Origin of the sequence: Beutenbergia cavernae DSM 12333, assembly GCF_000023105.1 — a bacterium.
Lineage (GTDB): Bacteria > Actinomycetota > Actinomycetes > Actinomycetales > Beutenbergiaceae > Beutenbergia > Beutenbergia cavernae.
On the sequence record NC_012669.1, the window covers coordinates 4,167,031 to 4,180,434 of the forward strand.

Annotated in this window: 16 protein-coding genes; 6 read left to right on the forward strand and 10 right to left on the reverse strand. The window is 74.1% G+C overall.

All coding sequences use genetic code 11. The features are described from left to right. Positions 1 to 20: 20 nt before the first annotated feature. The 3 genes from BCAV_RS18885 to BCAV_RS18895 all read left to right on the forward strand — a co-directional run bounded on the left by BCAV_RS18885 (position 21) and on the right by BCAV_RS18895 (position 2,536). Positions 21 to 1,187 carry a citrate synthase gene (locus tag BCAV_RS18885; protein ID WP_015884227.1) on the forward strand — a complete coding sequence of 389 codons (1,167 nt, stop codon included), beginning with the start codon at positions 21 to 23 and terminating at the stop codon, positions 1,185 to 1,187. 214 nt (positions 1,188 to 1,401) lie between these two features. After that, on the forward strand, positions 1,402 to 2,130 hold the full coding sequence (locus BCAV_RS18890; RefSeq protein WP_015884228.1) for a hypothetical protein: 729 nt from the start codon (positions 1,402 to 1,404) through the stop codon (positions 2,128 to 2,130). Further along, the gene (locus tag BCAV_RS18895) at positions 2,123 to 2,536 is read left to right on the forward strand and encodes a VOC family protein (RefSeq protein WP_015884229.1); all 414 of its coding nucleotides are present in this window, start codon (positions 2,123 to 2,125) and stop codon (positions 2,534 to 2,536) included. Before BCAV_RS18890 ends, BCAV_RS18895 begins: the two co-directional genes overlap by 8 nt. Before the next feature lie 30 nt (positions 2,537 to 2,566). Here the strand turns inward: BCAV_RS18895 and BCAV_RS18900 are convergent, their stop codons facing one another. Next, positions 2,567 to 3,349 carry a nucleotidyltransferase domain-containing protein gene (locus BCAV_RS18900; RefSeq protein ID WP_015884230.1) on the reverse strand — a complete coding sequence of 261 codons (783 nt, stop codon included), beginning with the start codon at positions 3,347 to 3,349 and terminating at the stop codon, positions 2,567 to 2,569. 207 nt (positions 3,350 to 3,556) lie between these two features. Between BCAV_RS18900 and uppS the strand changes: the two genes are divergently transcribed. Beyond that, positions 3,557 to 4,351, forward strand: coding sequence for a polyprenyl diphosphate synthase (uppS, locus tag BCAV_RS18905; protein WP_015884231.1), 795 nt, complete (start codon positions 3,557 to 3,559; stop codon positions 4,349 to 4,351). A 10-nt stretch (positions 4,352 to 4,361) separates the two neighbouring features. Here uppS and BCAV_RS18910 read toward each other — a convergent pair whose 3' ends face one another. From BCAV_RS18910 to BCAV_RS23060, 6 genes are all read right to left on the reverse strand, one after another. Further along, on the reverse strand, positions 4,362 to 4,760 hold the full coding sequence (locus BCAV_RS18910) for a GNAT family N-acetyltransferase (RefSeq protein ID WP_015884232.1): 399 nt from the start codon (positions 4,758 to 4,760) through the stop codon (positions 4,362 to 4,364). Between the two features lie 63 nt (positions 4,761 to 4,823). Further along, entirely contained in the window at positions 4,824 to 6,479 is a 1,656-nt protein-coding gene (locus BCAV_RS18915; protein ID WP_015884233.1) for an ABC transporter permease, read from the reverse strand. After that, a complete protein-coding gene (locus BCAV_RS18920; protein ID WP_015884234.1) occupies positions 6,476 to 7,396 on the reverse strand; it encodes an ABC transporter ATP-binding protein in 921 nt (306 codons plus the stop codon). The genes BCAV_RS18915 and BCAV_RS18920 overlap by 4 nt, the downstream gene beginning before the upstream one ends. A gap of 53 nt (positions 7,397 to 7,449) precedes the next feature. Next, on the reverse strand, positions 7,450 to 8,193 hold the full coding sequence (locus BCAV_RS18925; protein ID WP_144017001.1) for a TetR/AcrR family transcriptional regulator: 744 nt from the start codon (positions 8,191 to 8,193) through the stop codon (positions 7,450 to 7,452). 139 nt (positions 8,194 to 8,332) lie between these two features. Continuing rightward, positions 8,333 to 8,797 (reverse strand): NUDIX hydrolase, encoded by a 465-nt coding sequence (locus BCAV_RS18930; protein WP_015884236.1) that lies wholly within the window; start codon positions 8,795 to 8,797, stop codon positions 8,333 to 8,335. 14 nt (positions 8,798 to 8,811) lie between these two features. Next, positions 8,812 to 9,513: a hypothetical protein gene (locus BCAV_RS23060; RefSeq protein ID WP_015884237.1), complete on the reverse strand. Its 702-nt coding sequence runs from the start codon at positions 9,511 to 9,513 to the stop codon at positions 8,812 to 8,814. Between the two features lie 72 nt (positions 9,514 to 9,585). Here BCAV_RS23060 and BCAV_RS18940 point away from each other — a divergent pair, with 72 nt between their 5' ends. Then, positions 9,586 to 10,044, forward strand: a complete 459-nt coding sequence (locus BCAV_RS18940; RefSeq protein WP_015884238.1) for a GNAT family N-acetyltransferase — start codon at positions 9,586 to 9,588, stop codon at positions 10,042 to 10,044. Here the strand turns inward: BCAV_RS18940 and BCAV_RS18945 are convergent. Then, positions 10,013 to 10,546: a DoxX family membrane protein gene (locus BCAV_RS18945; RefSeq protein WP_015884239.1), complete on the reverse strand. Its 534-nt coding sequence runs from the start codon at positions 10,544 to 10,546 to the stop codon at positions 10,013 to 10,015. The genes BCAV_RS18940 and BCAV_RS18945 overlap by 32 nt on opposite strands. A gap of 326 nt (positions 10,547 to 10,872) precedes the next feature. Between BCAV_RS18945 and BCAV_RS18950 the strand changes: the two genes are divergently transcribed. Next, positions 10,873 to 11,478: a dihydrofolate reductase family protein gene (locus tag BCAV_RS18950; protein WP_015884240.1), complete on the forward strand. Its 606-nt coding sequence runs from the start codon at positions 10,873 to 10,875 to the stop codon at positions 11,476 to 11,478. Positions 11,479 to 11,587: 109 nt separating this feature from the next. Here BCAV_RS18950 and BCAV_RS18955 read toward each other — a convergent pair whose 3' ends face one another. Beyond that, complete coding sequence (locus BCAV_RS18955; RefSeq protein ID WP_015884241.1) at positions 11,588 to 12,931, reverse strand: RNA polymerase sigma factor; 1,344 nt, start codon at positions 12,929 to 12,931, stop codon at positions 11,588 to 11,590. Continuing rightward, entirely contained in the window at positions 12,928 to 13,314 is a 387-nt protein-coding gene (locus BCAV_RS18960; protein ID WP_015884242.1) for a YciI family protein, read from the reverse strand. The genes BCAV_RS18955 and BCAV_RS18960 overlap by 4 nt, the downstream gene beginning before the upstream one ends. Positions 13,315 to 13,404 lie beyond the last annotated feature (90 nt).

Genomic DNA, 13,404 nt, shown 5'->3' on the forward strand with positions numbered 1-13,404 from the left:
CTGACGCGAAGGAGAGACCCGTGAGCACCGTCGCACGCGATCGGCTCGACACCACCACCATCGACGCGCCGCCCGGCCTGGCCGGCGTCGTCGTCGCCCCGACAGCCATCGGCGACGTCCGGGGGCTCGAGGGCTACTTCCACTACCGCGGCTACTCCGCCGTCGAGCTCGCGAGCCGCACGAGCGTGGAGGAGGTCTGGCACCTGCTCGTCGACGGCGAGCTGCCGACGGCTGCCGAGCTCGCCGCCTTCTCCGCGGACGTCCGGCGACGGCGGCAGCTGCCCCCGCAGATCGCGCGCCTCCTGCCCGGGCTGGCCGAGGCGGCCCGGGGCGGCGACCCCCTGGCCGGGCTCCGCGCGGCACTGAGCGTGGTGGGCGCCGAGCTCGGGCTGCGTCCGCTGTACGACTCCGACCCGGCCGAGCGCCGCGACGCCGTCCTCACGCTGGGCGCGCTGACTCCCGTGCTGCTCGCCGAGCTCTCCCGCCGGCAGCGCGGCCTCGCCGTCGTGACGCCGGACGACGGCGCCGGCTTCGTGGCCGACTACCTGTGGCGCGTCACCGGGGCCGAGCCGGACGCGCGGCACGTCACGGCGCTGTCCACCTACCTCGTGGCGACCGTCGATCACGGCTTCAACGCCTCGACGTTCACCGCCCGGGTGATCGCCTCGACCGGCGCCGATCCCGCGGCGTGCCTCGTCGGCGCGCTCGGCTCGCTCTCCGGGCCGCTGCACGGCGGGGCGCCGAGCCGCGTGCTGGACGCGCTCGACGAGATTGCTCATGCGCGGAGGGCCCGGGAGTGGGCACGCGACCAGATCTCGGCCGGACGGCGGGTCATGGGGTTCGGGCACCCGGTGTACCGGACGGAGGACCCGCGCTCCGCGATGCTCCGCGAGGTGGTGCTGGACCTCGGTGCGCCGCGCGCGGAGCTGGCGGTCGCCGTCGAGCGCGAGGTCCTCGCCGCCCTCGAGGAGCTGAAGCCGGGCCGCGCGCTGCACACGAACGTCGAGTTCTACGCGTCGGTGCTGCTCGAGGCGTGCGGCATCCCGCGCGAGGCGTTCACGGCCACGTTCGCGACGGCGCGCACGATCGGGTGGTCGGCCCACGTGCTCGAGCAGGCCGCCGACCCGAAGATCATCCGGCCGTCCGCGCGCTACGTCGGGCCGACGCCGCCCCGGCCCCTGCCCTGACCTGGTGGCACCCGACCTGTTGACACCCGACCGGGTCCGGAGCACCCTGGAGCCGGGCGCCGTCCAGCGCCTGACCTCCATCCCGGTGCTCACGCCACCGGCTCCGCGGGGGTAAAGGTGACCTCGAGTCATCGGGCGTGGTTCGTCAGCCCCTTCGGCGGGGCGCCGGGAGCGTGGGTCCGCGGTGTCGTCCGCCGGCGGAGGAGCATGACGCATGACCACGCAGAAGACCTTCAAGCGCCGCGTTCGCGAGCGCATGGCCAAGACCGGCGAGAGCTACACGTCCGCACGCCGCAACCTCGTGCCGGACGGCGACGACGCGGGCGCCGACGGCCCTGGGGCCGGCCCGCCGGGCTCCCCCGGCGGCCCAGCGGGTGACGCCGACGGCGCACTCGTGCTGACCGCCGAGGAACCGCTGGTCGCCGCCACCGGCCACGGCTGGGACCACTGGTTCGCCGAGCTCGACGCGTGGGGTGGCACCGCCCACACGCACACCGAGATCGCCCGCTACCTCACGGGCGAGCTCGACGTGTCCGGCTGGTGGGCACAGACCATCACCGTCAGCTACGAGCGCGCCCGCGGGATGCGGGCGCCGGGCGAGCACGCCGACGGCTTCTCGGTGAGCGCCGCGAAGACCGTCGGCGTCGGCGTCGAACGGCTCTTCGCCGCGTTCGACGACGTGGCCGTCCGTGATCGGTGGCTGCCTGGCGTGCCGCTCAGCCGCCGCACGGCGTCGGCGCCGAGGTCCGCCCGCTACGACTGGGGCCACGACGGGAGCCGCGTCCTGGTCGGGTTCACCGCCAAGGGTCCGGACAAGGCCACGATCGCCGTCCAGCACGAGCGGCTCGCCGACGCCGGCGCCGCCGAGACGCAGAAGGCGTACTGGCGCTCTGCCGTCGCCGCGCTCAAGACGTACCTCGAGAAGGGTGAGACCGATGACTGACAGCACGCAGCCGGCGACGGCCGGGAGCACGGGTTCGGGCGGCGGCCTCACGCACGTCCGCACGGTCGCGATCGCCGTGGACGACCAGGACCGGGCGCTCGCGTTCTACAGCGACGTGCTCGGCCTCGAGGTCCGTCTCGACGCCGAGTTCGCGCCCGGCAACCGGTGGATCGAGGTGGCTCCGGCCGGCGCCGAGACGTCGGTCGCGCTCGTCCCCGCGACCCGGGAACAGCCGGCGGGCGGCGACACGGGCATCCGGTTCACGACGGCCGACGCCGCCGCGGACCACGCCCGGTTCGCGGCGGCGGGCGTCGACGTCGACGACGTGCTCCGCTGGGAGGGTGTGCCGCCGATGTTCCAGTTCCGCGACGTCGACGGGAACCTGCTCACCGCCGTCGAGGCCTGACGGCGGCTGCGTGGGCGGGCCGCCGTCAGGTCACCGGACGGCGGCCCGCTCCCCGCAGAGCTCCCGGCAGCGGGTAACGGTCGCCGCGAGCTCCTCGGGCGTCCGTCCCGGTGCGCCGAGCAGCTCGTCGACGCCCTCGAGACCGGCACGCGCCAGCAGCTGCTTGTCGTTCGTGACCCAGACGCCCCGCGCCGCGACGACGGCGTGCGCGGCCTGCGCCGTCGCCACCGCAGCGAGGCCCACCGCCTGGGTCACCCTGCCGCGCCGCGCGTGCCCGTCGAGCGCATAGCCGAATGTCACCTCCGCGCGTCCCCACCACTCTCGCGGCGCCTCCCGGCGCAGCGCCTCCGGGTACTCGGGCCGCGGGAGCGGTTCGCGCTCGCGCAGCACCTGAGCCTGCGCCAGCTCCGCGAGCAGGAGGTACGTGGGGATGCCGGCGAGGTGGAACATCAAGGGCTCGACGGCGAAGCGTCCGTCGCGCGCGTCGGCGAGCACCCGCTCGGTGACGGCGAGGTCGCGGTAGTGGACGTCGACCCGGCGGTCGTCGATCTCGAGCCACGCCCCGCCGTTGAAGATCCCGCCGCCCCAGCCGCCGAGCTCGGACACCTCGCCGCGCCAGCCGACGTCGCGGAGGTCCTGCGGGTCGAACGACCCGCGGTAGTGGACGGCGAGGTCCCAGTCGCTCTCGGGAGCGTGCGTACCCTCCGCACGTGACCCGCCGAGCGTGACGGCGCGGACGCCGGGCAGCGCGGCCAGTCGGTCCGCGACTCCCCCCAGGAACGCCTCGTCGTCCGCCTCACGGTCCGTGTTCACGACGGCGACCGTAAGGCGCCGTCCGCACGACGGTCCACCGCTTTCAGGTCGCCGCGCATCGCGGGCGCGTGCTCCTTCCCCGCACGTGAGGCCGCGAGCTCGTACCTGGGCGGCGAGCTCGCACCTCCGGGAGCTCGATCTCGCCGCCGGCGTACGAGCTCGGCACGAGCCAGGCAGCCTGCGAACGCCGGGTGCGACGATGGGCCGGTGAACGGACCTGCGCTGCCTGGTGCCGCGTTCGCGCGGCGCGCTGCCGAGGGCCTCGCCGAGCGCCGGCTCGAGCGTGCCCTCGCCGGGGCGCCGGTCCCGCGGCACGTCGGGCTGGTCATGGACGGCAACCGACGGTGGGCGCGCCTCGCCGGCTCGCTCGACCCGCGCGTCGGCCACCGGGCCGGCGCTGAGCACCTGAGCGTCGTCCTCGGCTGGTGCGCCCGAGCGGGCATCGACCGCGCGAGCGTCTACGTGCTGTCGGCGGCGAACATCGCCAAGCGCGGCCCGGACGAGGTCGCGCACCTCATGACGCTGCTCGAGACCACGATCGCCCGGCAGCGCCGGGACGACGCCGAGTGGTCGCTCGCCGTCGCCGGCTCGCTCGATCTCCTTCCCGACCGCACCGCTCACGCGCTCAAGGAGGCGATCGACGCGACGGCGGGGCGGCCCCGCTCCCTCACGCTCGCGATCGGGTACGACCCGCACGAGGAGATCGCCGCCGCCGTCCGGGCCCATCTCGCGGATGCTGCCGACGACGCCGGACGGCCCGGCGCGACGCTGACCGACCTCGCGCGCGCGTTCGACGCCGACGACCTCGACGCGCGGATCCCGGGCGGCTCCGACATCGACCTGGTCATCCGCACGAGCGGCGAGCGGCGGCTCTCCGGTTTCTTCCCGTGGCGCAGCGCGGGCGCGGAGCTCGTGTTCTGCGACGTGTACTGGCCCGGGTTCCGCCGCCTGGACTTCCTGCGGGCGCTGCGCACGTACGCGCAGCGGGTCGGCACGCGCTGAGCGGACCGGCTCAGCGCAACCGGACGAGCCCGGCGGGCGTGGGCTCGAAGCCGCACGCCGCGTAGAAGGGCTCGAGCTCCGGTTCGTAGTCGACGTGCAGCCACTCGCAGTGCGCGTGCCGGGCTCCCGACGCCGCCCGCGCCACCAGCCCTCGCCCGATCCCCCGGCCCCGAACCGCCCGAGCGACCATCGTGTCGAGCACGAACGCGTGCACGCCGCCGTCCCAGGCCACGTTGACGAACCCGACCGGGTCGTCGTGACCGTCGTCGTGCGCCGTCACCCAGCCGAGGCTGTGGCCCTTGAGCTGCGCCGACCATCCGATGTCGACGTAGGCGTGCTCGAACGCCTCCGCGTGCAGCTCGCCCAGCGCGCGGTCGTCGACCGCTCCGCGCCATACGTACGTCGTCATGCGGCTCAGGGTCGCTCCCGCGCGTCGCCCGAGTCCAGGGGATTCCGGCGCGCTCGGGCTCGCTCAGCCCGTCCGCAGGTCGCGCCTCGCGAAGCGGGCGAGCCCGAGCGCAACCCCGGCGGCGGCGAGCGCCGCCAGCACCACGAGCGGCGCGGCGTCCATGGACTCGAGCGGCTGGTACGGCGTCGCGGAGAACGGCATGCCGTCGAGCACCCAGTCGGGCAGGTTCAGCGCGTCGCCGACGAGGACCAGCAGCCACATGAGGCCCAGAAGCGACCACGTCACCGGGATCGCGACGCGCGGTAGCCACCCGAACAGCGCCACGGCGATGCCCACCAGCAGCATCACGGCCGGCCAGTACGCGAGCGCCGCACCCGCCAGGACCCAGGTCTGCCCGCTGTCGCCGACGAGCGACCCGTATCCGGCCCCCATCGCCGCGCCGCCCAGCAGCAGCAGAACGGCGCTCCCGACGGCGGGCACCAGCAACCGCTCCAGGGCCCACCGCGTCCGCGAGAGGGCGCCCGCGAGCTGCGGCTCGAGGATCCCTGTCGCCTCGTCGGCGCGCAGCGTCATCGTGGACTGCAGCGCGAACACGGCCACGATGAGGGCCACCAGCATGACGAGCAGCGAGACGAGGGCCTCGACCCCGGAACCGCCGATGAGGACGTCGACGTCGCCGCCGGCGTCGTCCACGAGATCCGTCATCGCCTCGACGACGGAGCCGAACAGCAGGGATGCGAGCACGACGGTGAGCGTCCACGCGAGGATCGCGCCACGCTGCAGGCGCAGCGCGAGGCCGAGCGGGGACGCGAGCTGCGCCGCGGCGTCTGAGGGTCCGGGGCGGTCGGGAAGCAGCCCGCTCGCGAGGTCGCGGCGCGCCTCCAGGCGGGTCGCGACCGCGAGCAGCACCGCGGCGAAGCCGACCAGCAGCGCGAACGGCCACCAGCTGTTGGCGCTCCAGGGCTCCATCTTCTCGCCCCAGCCGATCGGCGAGAGCCACGTCAGCGTGCCGTCGCCCAGGTCACCCATCATCCGCAGCACGTAGAACCCGCCGATCACGACCGAGGCGAGCATGTTCGCCCCGCGGGCGGTCGACGCGAGCTGGCCGGCGACGGCCGCGACCCCGATGGCCACGAGCCCGACACCTGCCACGGAGGCGCCGAACACCACGGACCCGACGACACCCGCGCCGTCCGGATCCAGCCCGTTCGCCATCGACACGAGCGCGACGCCCGCCCCGCTCGCCAGGCACACGACGGCCAGCACGAGGTACGTGGCGAACGACTGCGCGTGGATCCCGAGCGCTCGAGAGCGCAGCAGCTCGGTGCGGCCGAGCTCCTCCTCGGCGCGCCCGTTCCGCGTCACGAGGAACGCGACGCCCAGCGCGAGAGCGACGGCGCACGTCATCCAGATCTTCGTCCAGACGGCGCCGCCGAGCGTGGCAGCCGCCGCGGCGAGGCCGGTCAGGGCCCGGATCGACGGCGTGTCGCTCAGTGCGGCGAAGTCGTCGAGCGCCTGCTGCGAGTCGAAGACGGTCGTGTAGTAGCTGCCGACGTAGGCCACGAGCCCGACGATCACGACGAACCAGGCCGCGAGCCGGACCCGGTTGCGCCGGAGCACGAGGCGGATCATCGCGCCGGTGCCGGCAGCGCCGCGCGCGGCGGGGCGGAACGCGCGCCGCACCGGGAGACCGCCCCGGGTCAGCGTCGCGGAGGTCATCGTGCGGCTCCGCTCAGGGCCGCGAGCTCGTCGCCGTAGTGCGACAGGAACAGCTCCTCGAGAGACGGCGGCGCCGCGACGATCGACCTCGGCCGCAGGCGCGCCAGCTCGGCGAGGAGGGCCGGCAGCTCGGCGTCGTCGACGGCGAACGTCACGTGCCCGTCCGTCGAGCGCAGGTCGTGCACGCCCGGGAGCGCGGCGAGCCGCTCGGCGCCGTCATCGATCGCCACCGTGACCTGCGAGCGTGTGAGGTGGCGCAGCTCGGCGAGCGTGCCGGACTCGACGGCGACGCCGTTCCGGATGATCGTCACGCGGTCGGCGAGCTTCTCCACCTCGGCGAAGATGTGGCTCGAGAGCAGCACCGACCGCCCGGCGGCCTTGACCTCCTGGATCGACGCCGTGAAGGCCGCCTCCATGAGGGGGTCGAGGCCCGACGTGGGCTCGTCGAGGACGAGGAGCTCGGCGTCGGACGCGAGCGCCGCGACCAGCGCGACCTTCTGCCGGTTCCCCTTCGAGTACGTGCGCGCCTTCTTGGTCGGGTCGAGCTCGAAGCGGGCGAGCATCTCGGCCTTGCGGCGGGGGTCGAGCGGCCCGCTGAGCCGCCGCAGGATGTCGATGGCCTGACCGCCGGTCAGGTTCGGCCAGAGGTTGACGTCGCCCGGCACGTACGCGACGCGTCGGTGGAGCTCGACCGCGTCGGCCCACGCATCCTTCCCGAGCACCGTCACGCGGCCGGCGTCGGCGCGCAGCATCCCGAGGAGGATCCTGATGGTGGTGGACTTCCCGGCGCCGTTCGGGCCGAGGAAGCCCGTGACCTGACCTGCCGGTACCTGCAGGTCGAGGCCCTGGAGGGCACGCACGTGCCCAAAGCTCTTCGTGAGTCCGGTGATCTCGATGGCCGTCTCGCGCGTGGACATGCTTGTCTCCCTTGGAGCGTGGTGAGGGGCGCCGCGGCGAGTGGTGGCGCTCGTCAGGCGCTGGTGGGTTCGGGATCGGCGGACGACGGCGGAGCGTGCGTGCGCGCTCCACCGTCCGTCCCGTGCCGGCCTTCCCAGACGTTCTCCAGGTAGCTGTCGAGGTACTCGCGACTGGCCAGGTAGCCCTCGGTGCCGACCTCGAGCATCGGGAGCAGGAGGTCGCTCGACCGTTGGCGCATCCGGGCGACGAACACGCCCGGATCGCTGCCGCCGTCGAGCATGAAGTCCACGAGCATCGCGCCCACCGTCTGGTACGTCAGGTAGCGCAGGCGCGCCTCCTCGTCACGCGACGGACGCACCAGACCACGCGCCACGCCGTCGGCCATCGCGTCGCGGGCGTCGTCCATGAGGTGCGTGAGGAACGCTCGCGCAGCCGGGCCGCCCGCGTGCACGGCCCGCAGGATGTACACGAGCAGGGCGGCGTCCGGGCCCGGGTCGGCGAGCGCCTCGAGCAGGTGCGGGGTGGGACGCTCGACGGCGTCCTGCTTGACGAGCCGGTACCTCCGCAGGACCTCCGTGTCGCACTCCGCCCGGAGCTTCGCCTTCGACCCGAAGTGGTGCGTGATGAGCCCGGCCGAGACGCCGGCGCGATCGGCGAGCGTGCGCACGGAGGCGTCGAACCCATCGCGCGCGAAGCACTCGATCGCCGCATCGCGGATGCGTGCCCTGGCCGTCAGGTCCTCGGGGCGGACCTGCGACGAGCCTGACGCCGAGGCGACTGTACGCACGACCAGCATGCTATACGCGTGCATAGCCGGAGGGCAACCGCGGCGCGCCGGCTCGCGGACCTCGGACTAGGGCCCGGACCTCGGCCCCGACCCGTGCCCGATGCCGGACCCGGCCCCCGGCCCTCGGCACGGCCGTGCGGTTACTCCCTCATCCACCAACCTCGGGAGGAACGACCGCACGGTCGACCGGGGGTCGGAGGCCGACCAGCGGGAGGACGTGATGCTCCGTGAGCGGCGCGAGCGTCAGGCGCCGGAGGTGGTCGCCGTCGTCGGGCCGCACCCATGCGGTCTCCGCGATCTCCCGCGCGGGTGCGACGCGAGCGGCGTCGTCGTCGTCGAGCGGGACGTCGAAGACCTCGGCGTCGACGACGTGGTCCGGCTCGTTCGCCGCCGGCGCCCGGAACGTGCCGAGGTGCCGGCGCACGACGACGTCGACCCCGAGCTCCTCCGCGATCTCGCGGGCGAGCGCCTCGGCCGGCGCCTCCCCCGGCTCGATCTTCCCGCCCGGCTGCATGAACGCCGTCGTGCCCGCCTTGCGCACGAGGAGGACGGCGCCCCGCGCGTCCCGGACGAGTCCCGCCGCGACGCGGATGGTCCGGGCGGCACGGCTCATGCCCCCATCGTGACTCACCGCTGCGGCGGACTCCCCGGAGGCGCGCTCGGCGCATCGGGTCGGGCCGACGGTGGTGGCGGCGCCTGCGGGAGGCCGTACCCGGACACGGGCGGCCCGGCGTCGGCGCCGACCGGCGGGACGCCGTAGCCGGACGTCGCCGGCCCGCCGTAGCCGGGCGCCGTCGCGCCACCGTAGCCGGGCGCCGTCGCGCCGTGACCCGGCCACGAGGCCGCGCCGTACGCCGTCGCCGCCGCGGCTCGGCGCTCCCCTGCGGCCGTGACGTTCCCCAGGATCAGCACGATCAGCAGCCAGATCCAGGCCGCCGCAGCGAGCGCGCCCGTCACGATCGTGAGCGTCCAGGACAGGTCGATGAACTGGCGTCCGACCAGCTGGGTGAACGCCGAGGACTCGCTGTCCGTCGTGTCGCCGAAGTCGACGAGGAAGAAGCCGAAGCCGAGCAGGCCGACCCAGGTCAGCAGCTGGGCGAGCGTCTGCTGCCCGGTGATCCGACCGACGACGGCGTCGCGGCGCTGCGTGAACGCGAGCACGGTCGTCGCGGCCAGCACCGCCGCCAAGATCGGGACCACCGACACGAGCAGGATCAGGAGGAACCAGCCGCCGGACCCGAACAGCATCCGGCCGATCCACACCCACGCGATCATCAGGACGTTCACCGGGATCATCGCGTAGAACACCCCGTTGGCCACGGACCTCATAGCCGGGAGGCTACGCCGTCGGTCCCCGGCAGGCGCTGTGGCTCTCGCCGCCACGTGATGGGACCATGCCGGATGGACTTCCGCCTGCGGGAGCTGGGGCCGGACGACGAGCATCTGCTCCTCGCCTGCGCCGGCGCCGACGTCTTCGACGCCGACCCCACACCGGAGTGGAGCCGGCGGTTCCTCACGAGCCCCGGCCACCATCTCGTGCTCGCGACGGGCGACGACGGCGCACCGGTGGGCTTCGTCTCCGGCGTCACCATGACGCATCCCGACAAGGGGACGGAGATGTTCCTCTACGAGCTGGGCGTCGCCGAGCGTGCCCGTCGCCAGGGCATCGGGCACGCCCTCGTGGAGCGGCTCGCCGACGTCGCCCGACGCGAGGGGTGCGTCGGCATGTGGGTGCTCACGGACACCGACAACGACGCCGCGCAGCGCACGTACGTCGGCGCCGGCGGGTCCGTGGAGGACCCGCCGGCGCTGATGATCACGTGGACGTTCAGCGAGGACCCGACGCCGGGGCACCGCTGACCGACGGCGCCACGAAGCGCGCGCCCAGGACCTTCGCGGCGACCACGAGACCCGCGGCCGCGAGCACGATGTCCTTGAACACGTACTGCGCCTCGAGAGTCGGCAGCCCGCCCGGGAACAGCTCGGCCGTGAACAGGACCAGCGGCGACATGATCCCCACGAGCGCGCCCGCCAGCACCACGAGCCCGACCTTGAGGAACTTGCCCGTGACGAGCGTGACCCCGATGACCACCTCGGTCACCGCCGTCAGCAGCAGAGCGGCCTCGCCGCTGACGATGCCGAGCGTGAGCCGGTCGATCGTGGCGACCGCCAGCTCCTCGGCCGGGCTCGCGCCCGGGAAGAACTTGAGGACACCGAACGCGAGGAACACCAGTCCGAGGCTCACGCGGAGCGCATCCACGCTGTACCGCGCCAGAACCTGCGTGAGCGAGTCGATCGCGCGCCGCACGGGCGTGGACACGTGCCCCGGAACCGGACGCGGGGACTGCAGCTGAGTAGCCATCTGAGAACTCCTTGATCAGGCGATCCGGAGCGGATCGGCGTGCCACCCAGAGTTCTCGCCAGGCCCCTGCCGGCGCGTCCGGCCGGCGATGACAGTTGCGCTACCTCTGTGGCGTGAGTCGGCGGACGACGCCGTCCCCTCCTGTCGTACTCGGCTGCGCCCCAGGCGGTGGTCGCGTACCCCGCTGGACCCATCCCCGTGTCACCCCTGGGCGAACGCAACAGGCGCCGTCGTACCCCGCAGGTACCCTGCCGAGACCGACCGCCCCTACGGGACCACCCCGTGGTCACCCCTGGGGCGACGTTCGTCGACACGAGGGAGCGCACATGCCGCAGCTGAAGGCGTTCAACATCAGCATGTCCGTGGACGGGTTCATGGCCGGACCCGGCCAGACGCAGGAGGATCCGCTCGGCGCCGACGGGGAGAGCCTGCACGAGTGGGTCTTCGACTCACCGGGCCCCGTCGACTCGCGCTACCTGGCGCAGCGCACCCAGGGCGTCGGCGCCACGATCATGGGTCGCAACATGTACGGGCCCGTGCGCGGCGAGTGGGGCGAGGAGATGTGGCGCGGCTGGTGGGGCGAGGACCCGCCGTACCACCACCCGACTTTCGTGCTCACGCACCACCCGCACGAACCGGTCGAGATGGACGGCGGCACCACGTTCTACTTCGTCACCGACGGTCCGGCGGCGGCGCTCGAGCTCGCGTTCGACGCCGCGGGCGGGGCCGACGTCGCACTCGGCGGAGGAGCGTCGACGATCCGCCAGTTCCTCGACGCCCGTCTGCTCGACGAGCTCAACGTCGCGATCGCCCCCGTCCTGCTCGGCGCCGGAGAGCGGATCTTCGACGGCCCGCTGCCTGCCGGGTACGGCGTCGTCTCGAGCGAGCCCGGCGAGGCCGTGCTGCACGTCGTCATCGGCCGCACGAGCTGACTCCCCTCGAGCGCCGGCCCGCAGAGTGGGGTCGATCCGGGAGCGCGGGGCTCCCGGATCGACCCCAGTCCGCCTCCGGCACGGGTCTCCTGGTGGACCCGCGCCGTCCTCAACGCGCGCGGCCGGCCGCCTCGGCACGTCGCGCCTCCAGGTGGGCGCGCTCGGCGTCGTTCCCGCACTGCGCGATCGCCACGTCGTACTGGGCGAGCGCCTCGGTGGGGCGGCCGGCGCGCGCGAGGAGCTCCGCTCGCGTGGCGGCGAGCCGGTGATGGTGCGGCAGGTCGGCGTCGAGCCCGTCCAGCAGCACCAGCCCGGCCTCCGGGCCGTCGGCCTCGGCGAGCGCGACGGCGCGGGCCAGCCGCACCACGGGTGAGCCGGTCAGCGCCTCGAGCCGCGCATAGTGGCCGTGGATCGCGCTCCAGTCGGTCGCCTCTGCGGCGTGAGCGCGGGCGTGCTCGGCGGCGACCAGCGCCTGCAGCCGGTACTCCTCCGCCTGCCCGTTCTGTGGCGGGAGCGACGCCGCTAGCTCGAGCCCCTCGTCGATCTCGTCGTGGTGCCAGCGGGACCGGTCCTGGTCGTCCAGCAGCACGAGCTCACCGTCCGGACCGACGCGGGCGTCCCGGCGGGAGTGCTGCAGGAGCATGAGCGCGAGCAGGGCGCGGATCACGGGCCGGCCGGGTAGCAGCTCGTCGAGCATCCGCACGAGGCGGATCGCCTCGCCCGCGACGTCCGAGCGGACGAGCTGCGGGCCGGTGCCGGGCGAGTACCCGGCGGTGAACGCGAGGTACAGCACCGCCGCGACGACGTCGAGCCGCTCCGCGAGGCGCTCGGGCGGCGGCACCTCGAACGGGATGCCCGCCGCCGCCACCTTCTTCTTCGCGCGCGTGATGCGGGCGGCCATCGTCGTCGTCTGGACCAGGAAGAGCCGAGCGATCTCGTCGACCGGGAGTCCGGCCACGAACCGCAGCGTCAGCGCGACCCGGCCCTCCGGTGGGAGCGCGGGGTGGGCGCAGGAGAACACCAGGCGCAGGCGCTCGTCGGGGATGTGGCCGCCCGGGTCCGTCTCACGCGCGGCGCGTTCGCGCAGCTCCGCGTCGACGACGACGAGCGGCTCTTTGCGCCGCGCCAGCGCCTCCCCGCGGAGCTGGTCGAGCGCCCGGCGGCGGGCCGCCGTCCGCAACCAGGCCGCCGGGGACGCCGGAACGCCGTCGCGCGGCCACGTGCGCGCCGCCGCCACGAACGCCTCGGCGAGCGCGTCCTCGGCGACGTCGAACCGCCGGAACTGACCGACCAGAAGCGCGAGCAGCCGTGCCCAGTCCTCGCGCATCGCCGTCGCGAGCGCGGCCTCCGTCGCGTCGGGTGCTGCGCCGTCGCCGATGTCCACGGCACGCAGCATGCCGCACGGGGGTGACACGGTCCCCGCGTCGGACACGACGGGGACCGTGAGCGTCACGACGTGGGGTCCTGCTCCTCGCTCGGCGTCGTCGGGCGGATCTCGAACAGCCCGCGGTCCTCGCGGAAGCAGTCGGCCACGAGCCTGGCGAGACCGTCGGCGTCCGCCGTGCGCACGACGTACAGGCCGCCGAGCTGCTCGGCCAGCTCGGCGTACGGCCCGGCCGTCACGCCGACCGTGCCGCCTCGGACGAACGTCGCCGTCGCGATCTCGCGCAGCTCGGCGCCGCTCGTGAGCTCGTGGCCCTCCTCGCCCGCTCGCCGGGCGAACTCCTCGTGGCGGCCGTACTCCTTCGCCCGCTGCTCCGGCGTGGCGCTCGTCCAGCCGGACTCGTCCCCGTAGATCAGGACGACGTAGGTGGTGGCCGGTGTCGTGGTGGTCATGGCTCTCCTCGCTGGTTCCCTCGGTCGAGCGACCGGAGCACCTTTGCGGTGCTCTGTCCCCTTGACGCACGAGAGTGCGCTGGATCGACA

Excerpts from the sequence above, each read along its gene's own strand:
- BCAV_RS18890 (WP_015884228.1), top strand. The coding sequence starts at position 1,402 with ATGACCACGCAGAAGACCTTCAAGCGCCGCGTTCGCGAGCGCATGGCC.
- BCAV_RS18910 (WP_015884232.1), bottom strand. The coding sequence starts at position 4,760 with ATGACGACGTACGTATGGCGCGGAGCGGTCGACGACCGCGCGCTGGGC.
- BCAV_RS18915 (WP_015884233.1), bottom strand. The coding sequence starts at position 6,479 with ATGACCTCCGCGACGCTGACCCGGGGCGGTCTCCCGGTGCGGCGCGCG.
- BCAV_RS18920 (WP_015884234.1), bottom strand. The coding sequence starts at position 7,396 with ATGTCCACGCGCGAGACGGCCATCGAGATCACCGGACTCACGAAGAGC.
- BCAV_RS23060 (WP_015884237.1), bottom strand. The coding sequence starts at position 9,513 with ATGAGGTCCGTGGCCAACGGGGTGTTCTACGCGATGATCCCGGTGAAC.
- BCAV_RS18895 (WP_015884229.1), top strand. The coding sequence starts at position 2,123 with ATGACTGACAGCACGCAGCCGGCGACGGCCGGGAGCACGGGTTCGGGC.
- BCAV_RS18930 (WP_015884236.1), bottom strand. The coding sequence starts at position 8,797 with ATGAGCCGTGCCGCCCGGACCATCCGCGTCGCGGCGGGACTCGTCCGG.
- BCAV_RS18945 (WP_015884239.1), bottom strand. The coding sequence starts at position 10,546 with ATGGCTACTCAGCTGCAGTCCCCGCGTCCGGTTCCGGGGCACGTGTCC.
- BCAV_RS18925 (WP_144017001.1), bottom strand. The coding sequence starts at position 8,193 with ATGCTGGTCGTGCGTACAGTCGCCTCGGCGTCAGGCTCGTCGCAGGTC.
- BCAV_RS18940 (WP_015884238.1), top strand. The coding sequence starts at position 9,586 with ATGGACTTCCGCCTGCGGGAGCTGGGGCCGGACGACGAGCATCTGCTC.
- BCAV_RS18950 (WP_015884240.1), top strand. The coding sequence starts at position 10,873 with ATGCCGCAGCTGAAGGCGTTCAACATCAGCATGTCCGTGGACGGGTTC.
- BCAV_RS18960 (WP_015884242.1), bottom strand. The coding sequence starts at position 13,314 with ATGACCACCACGACACCGGCCACCACCTACGTCGTCCTGATCTACGGG.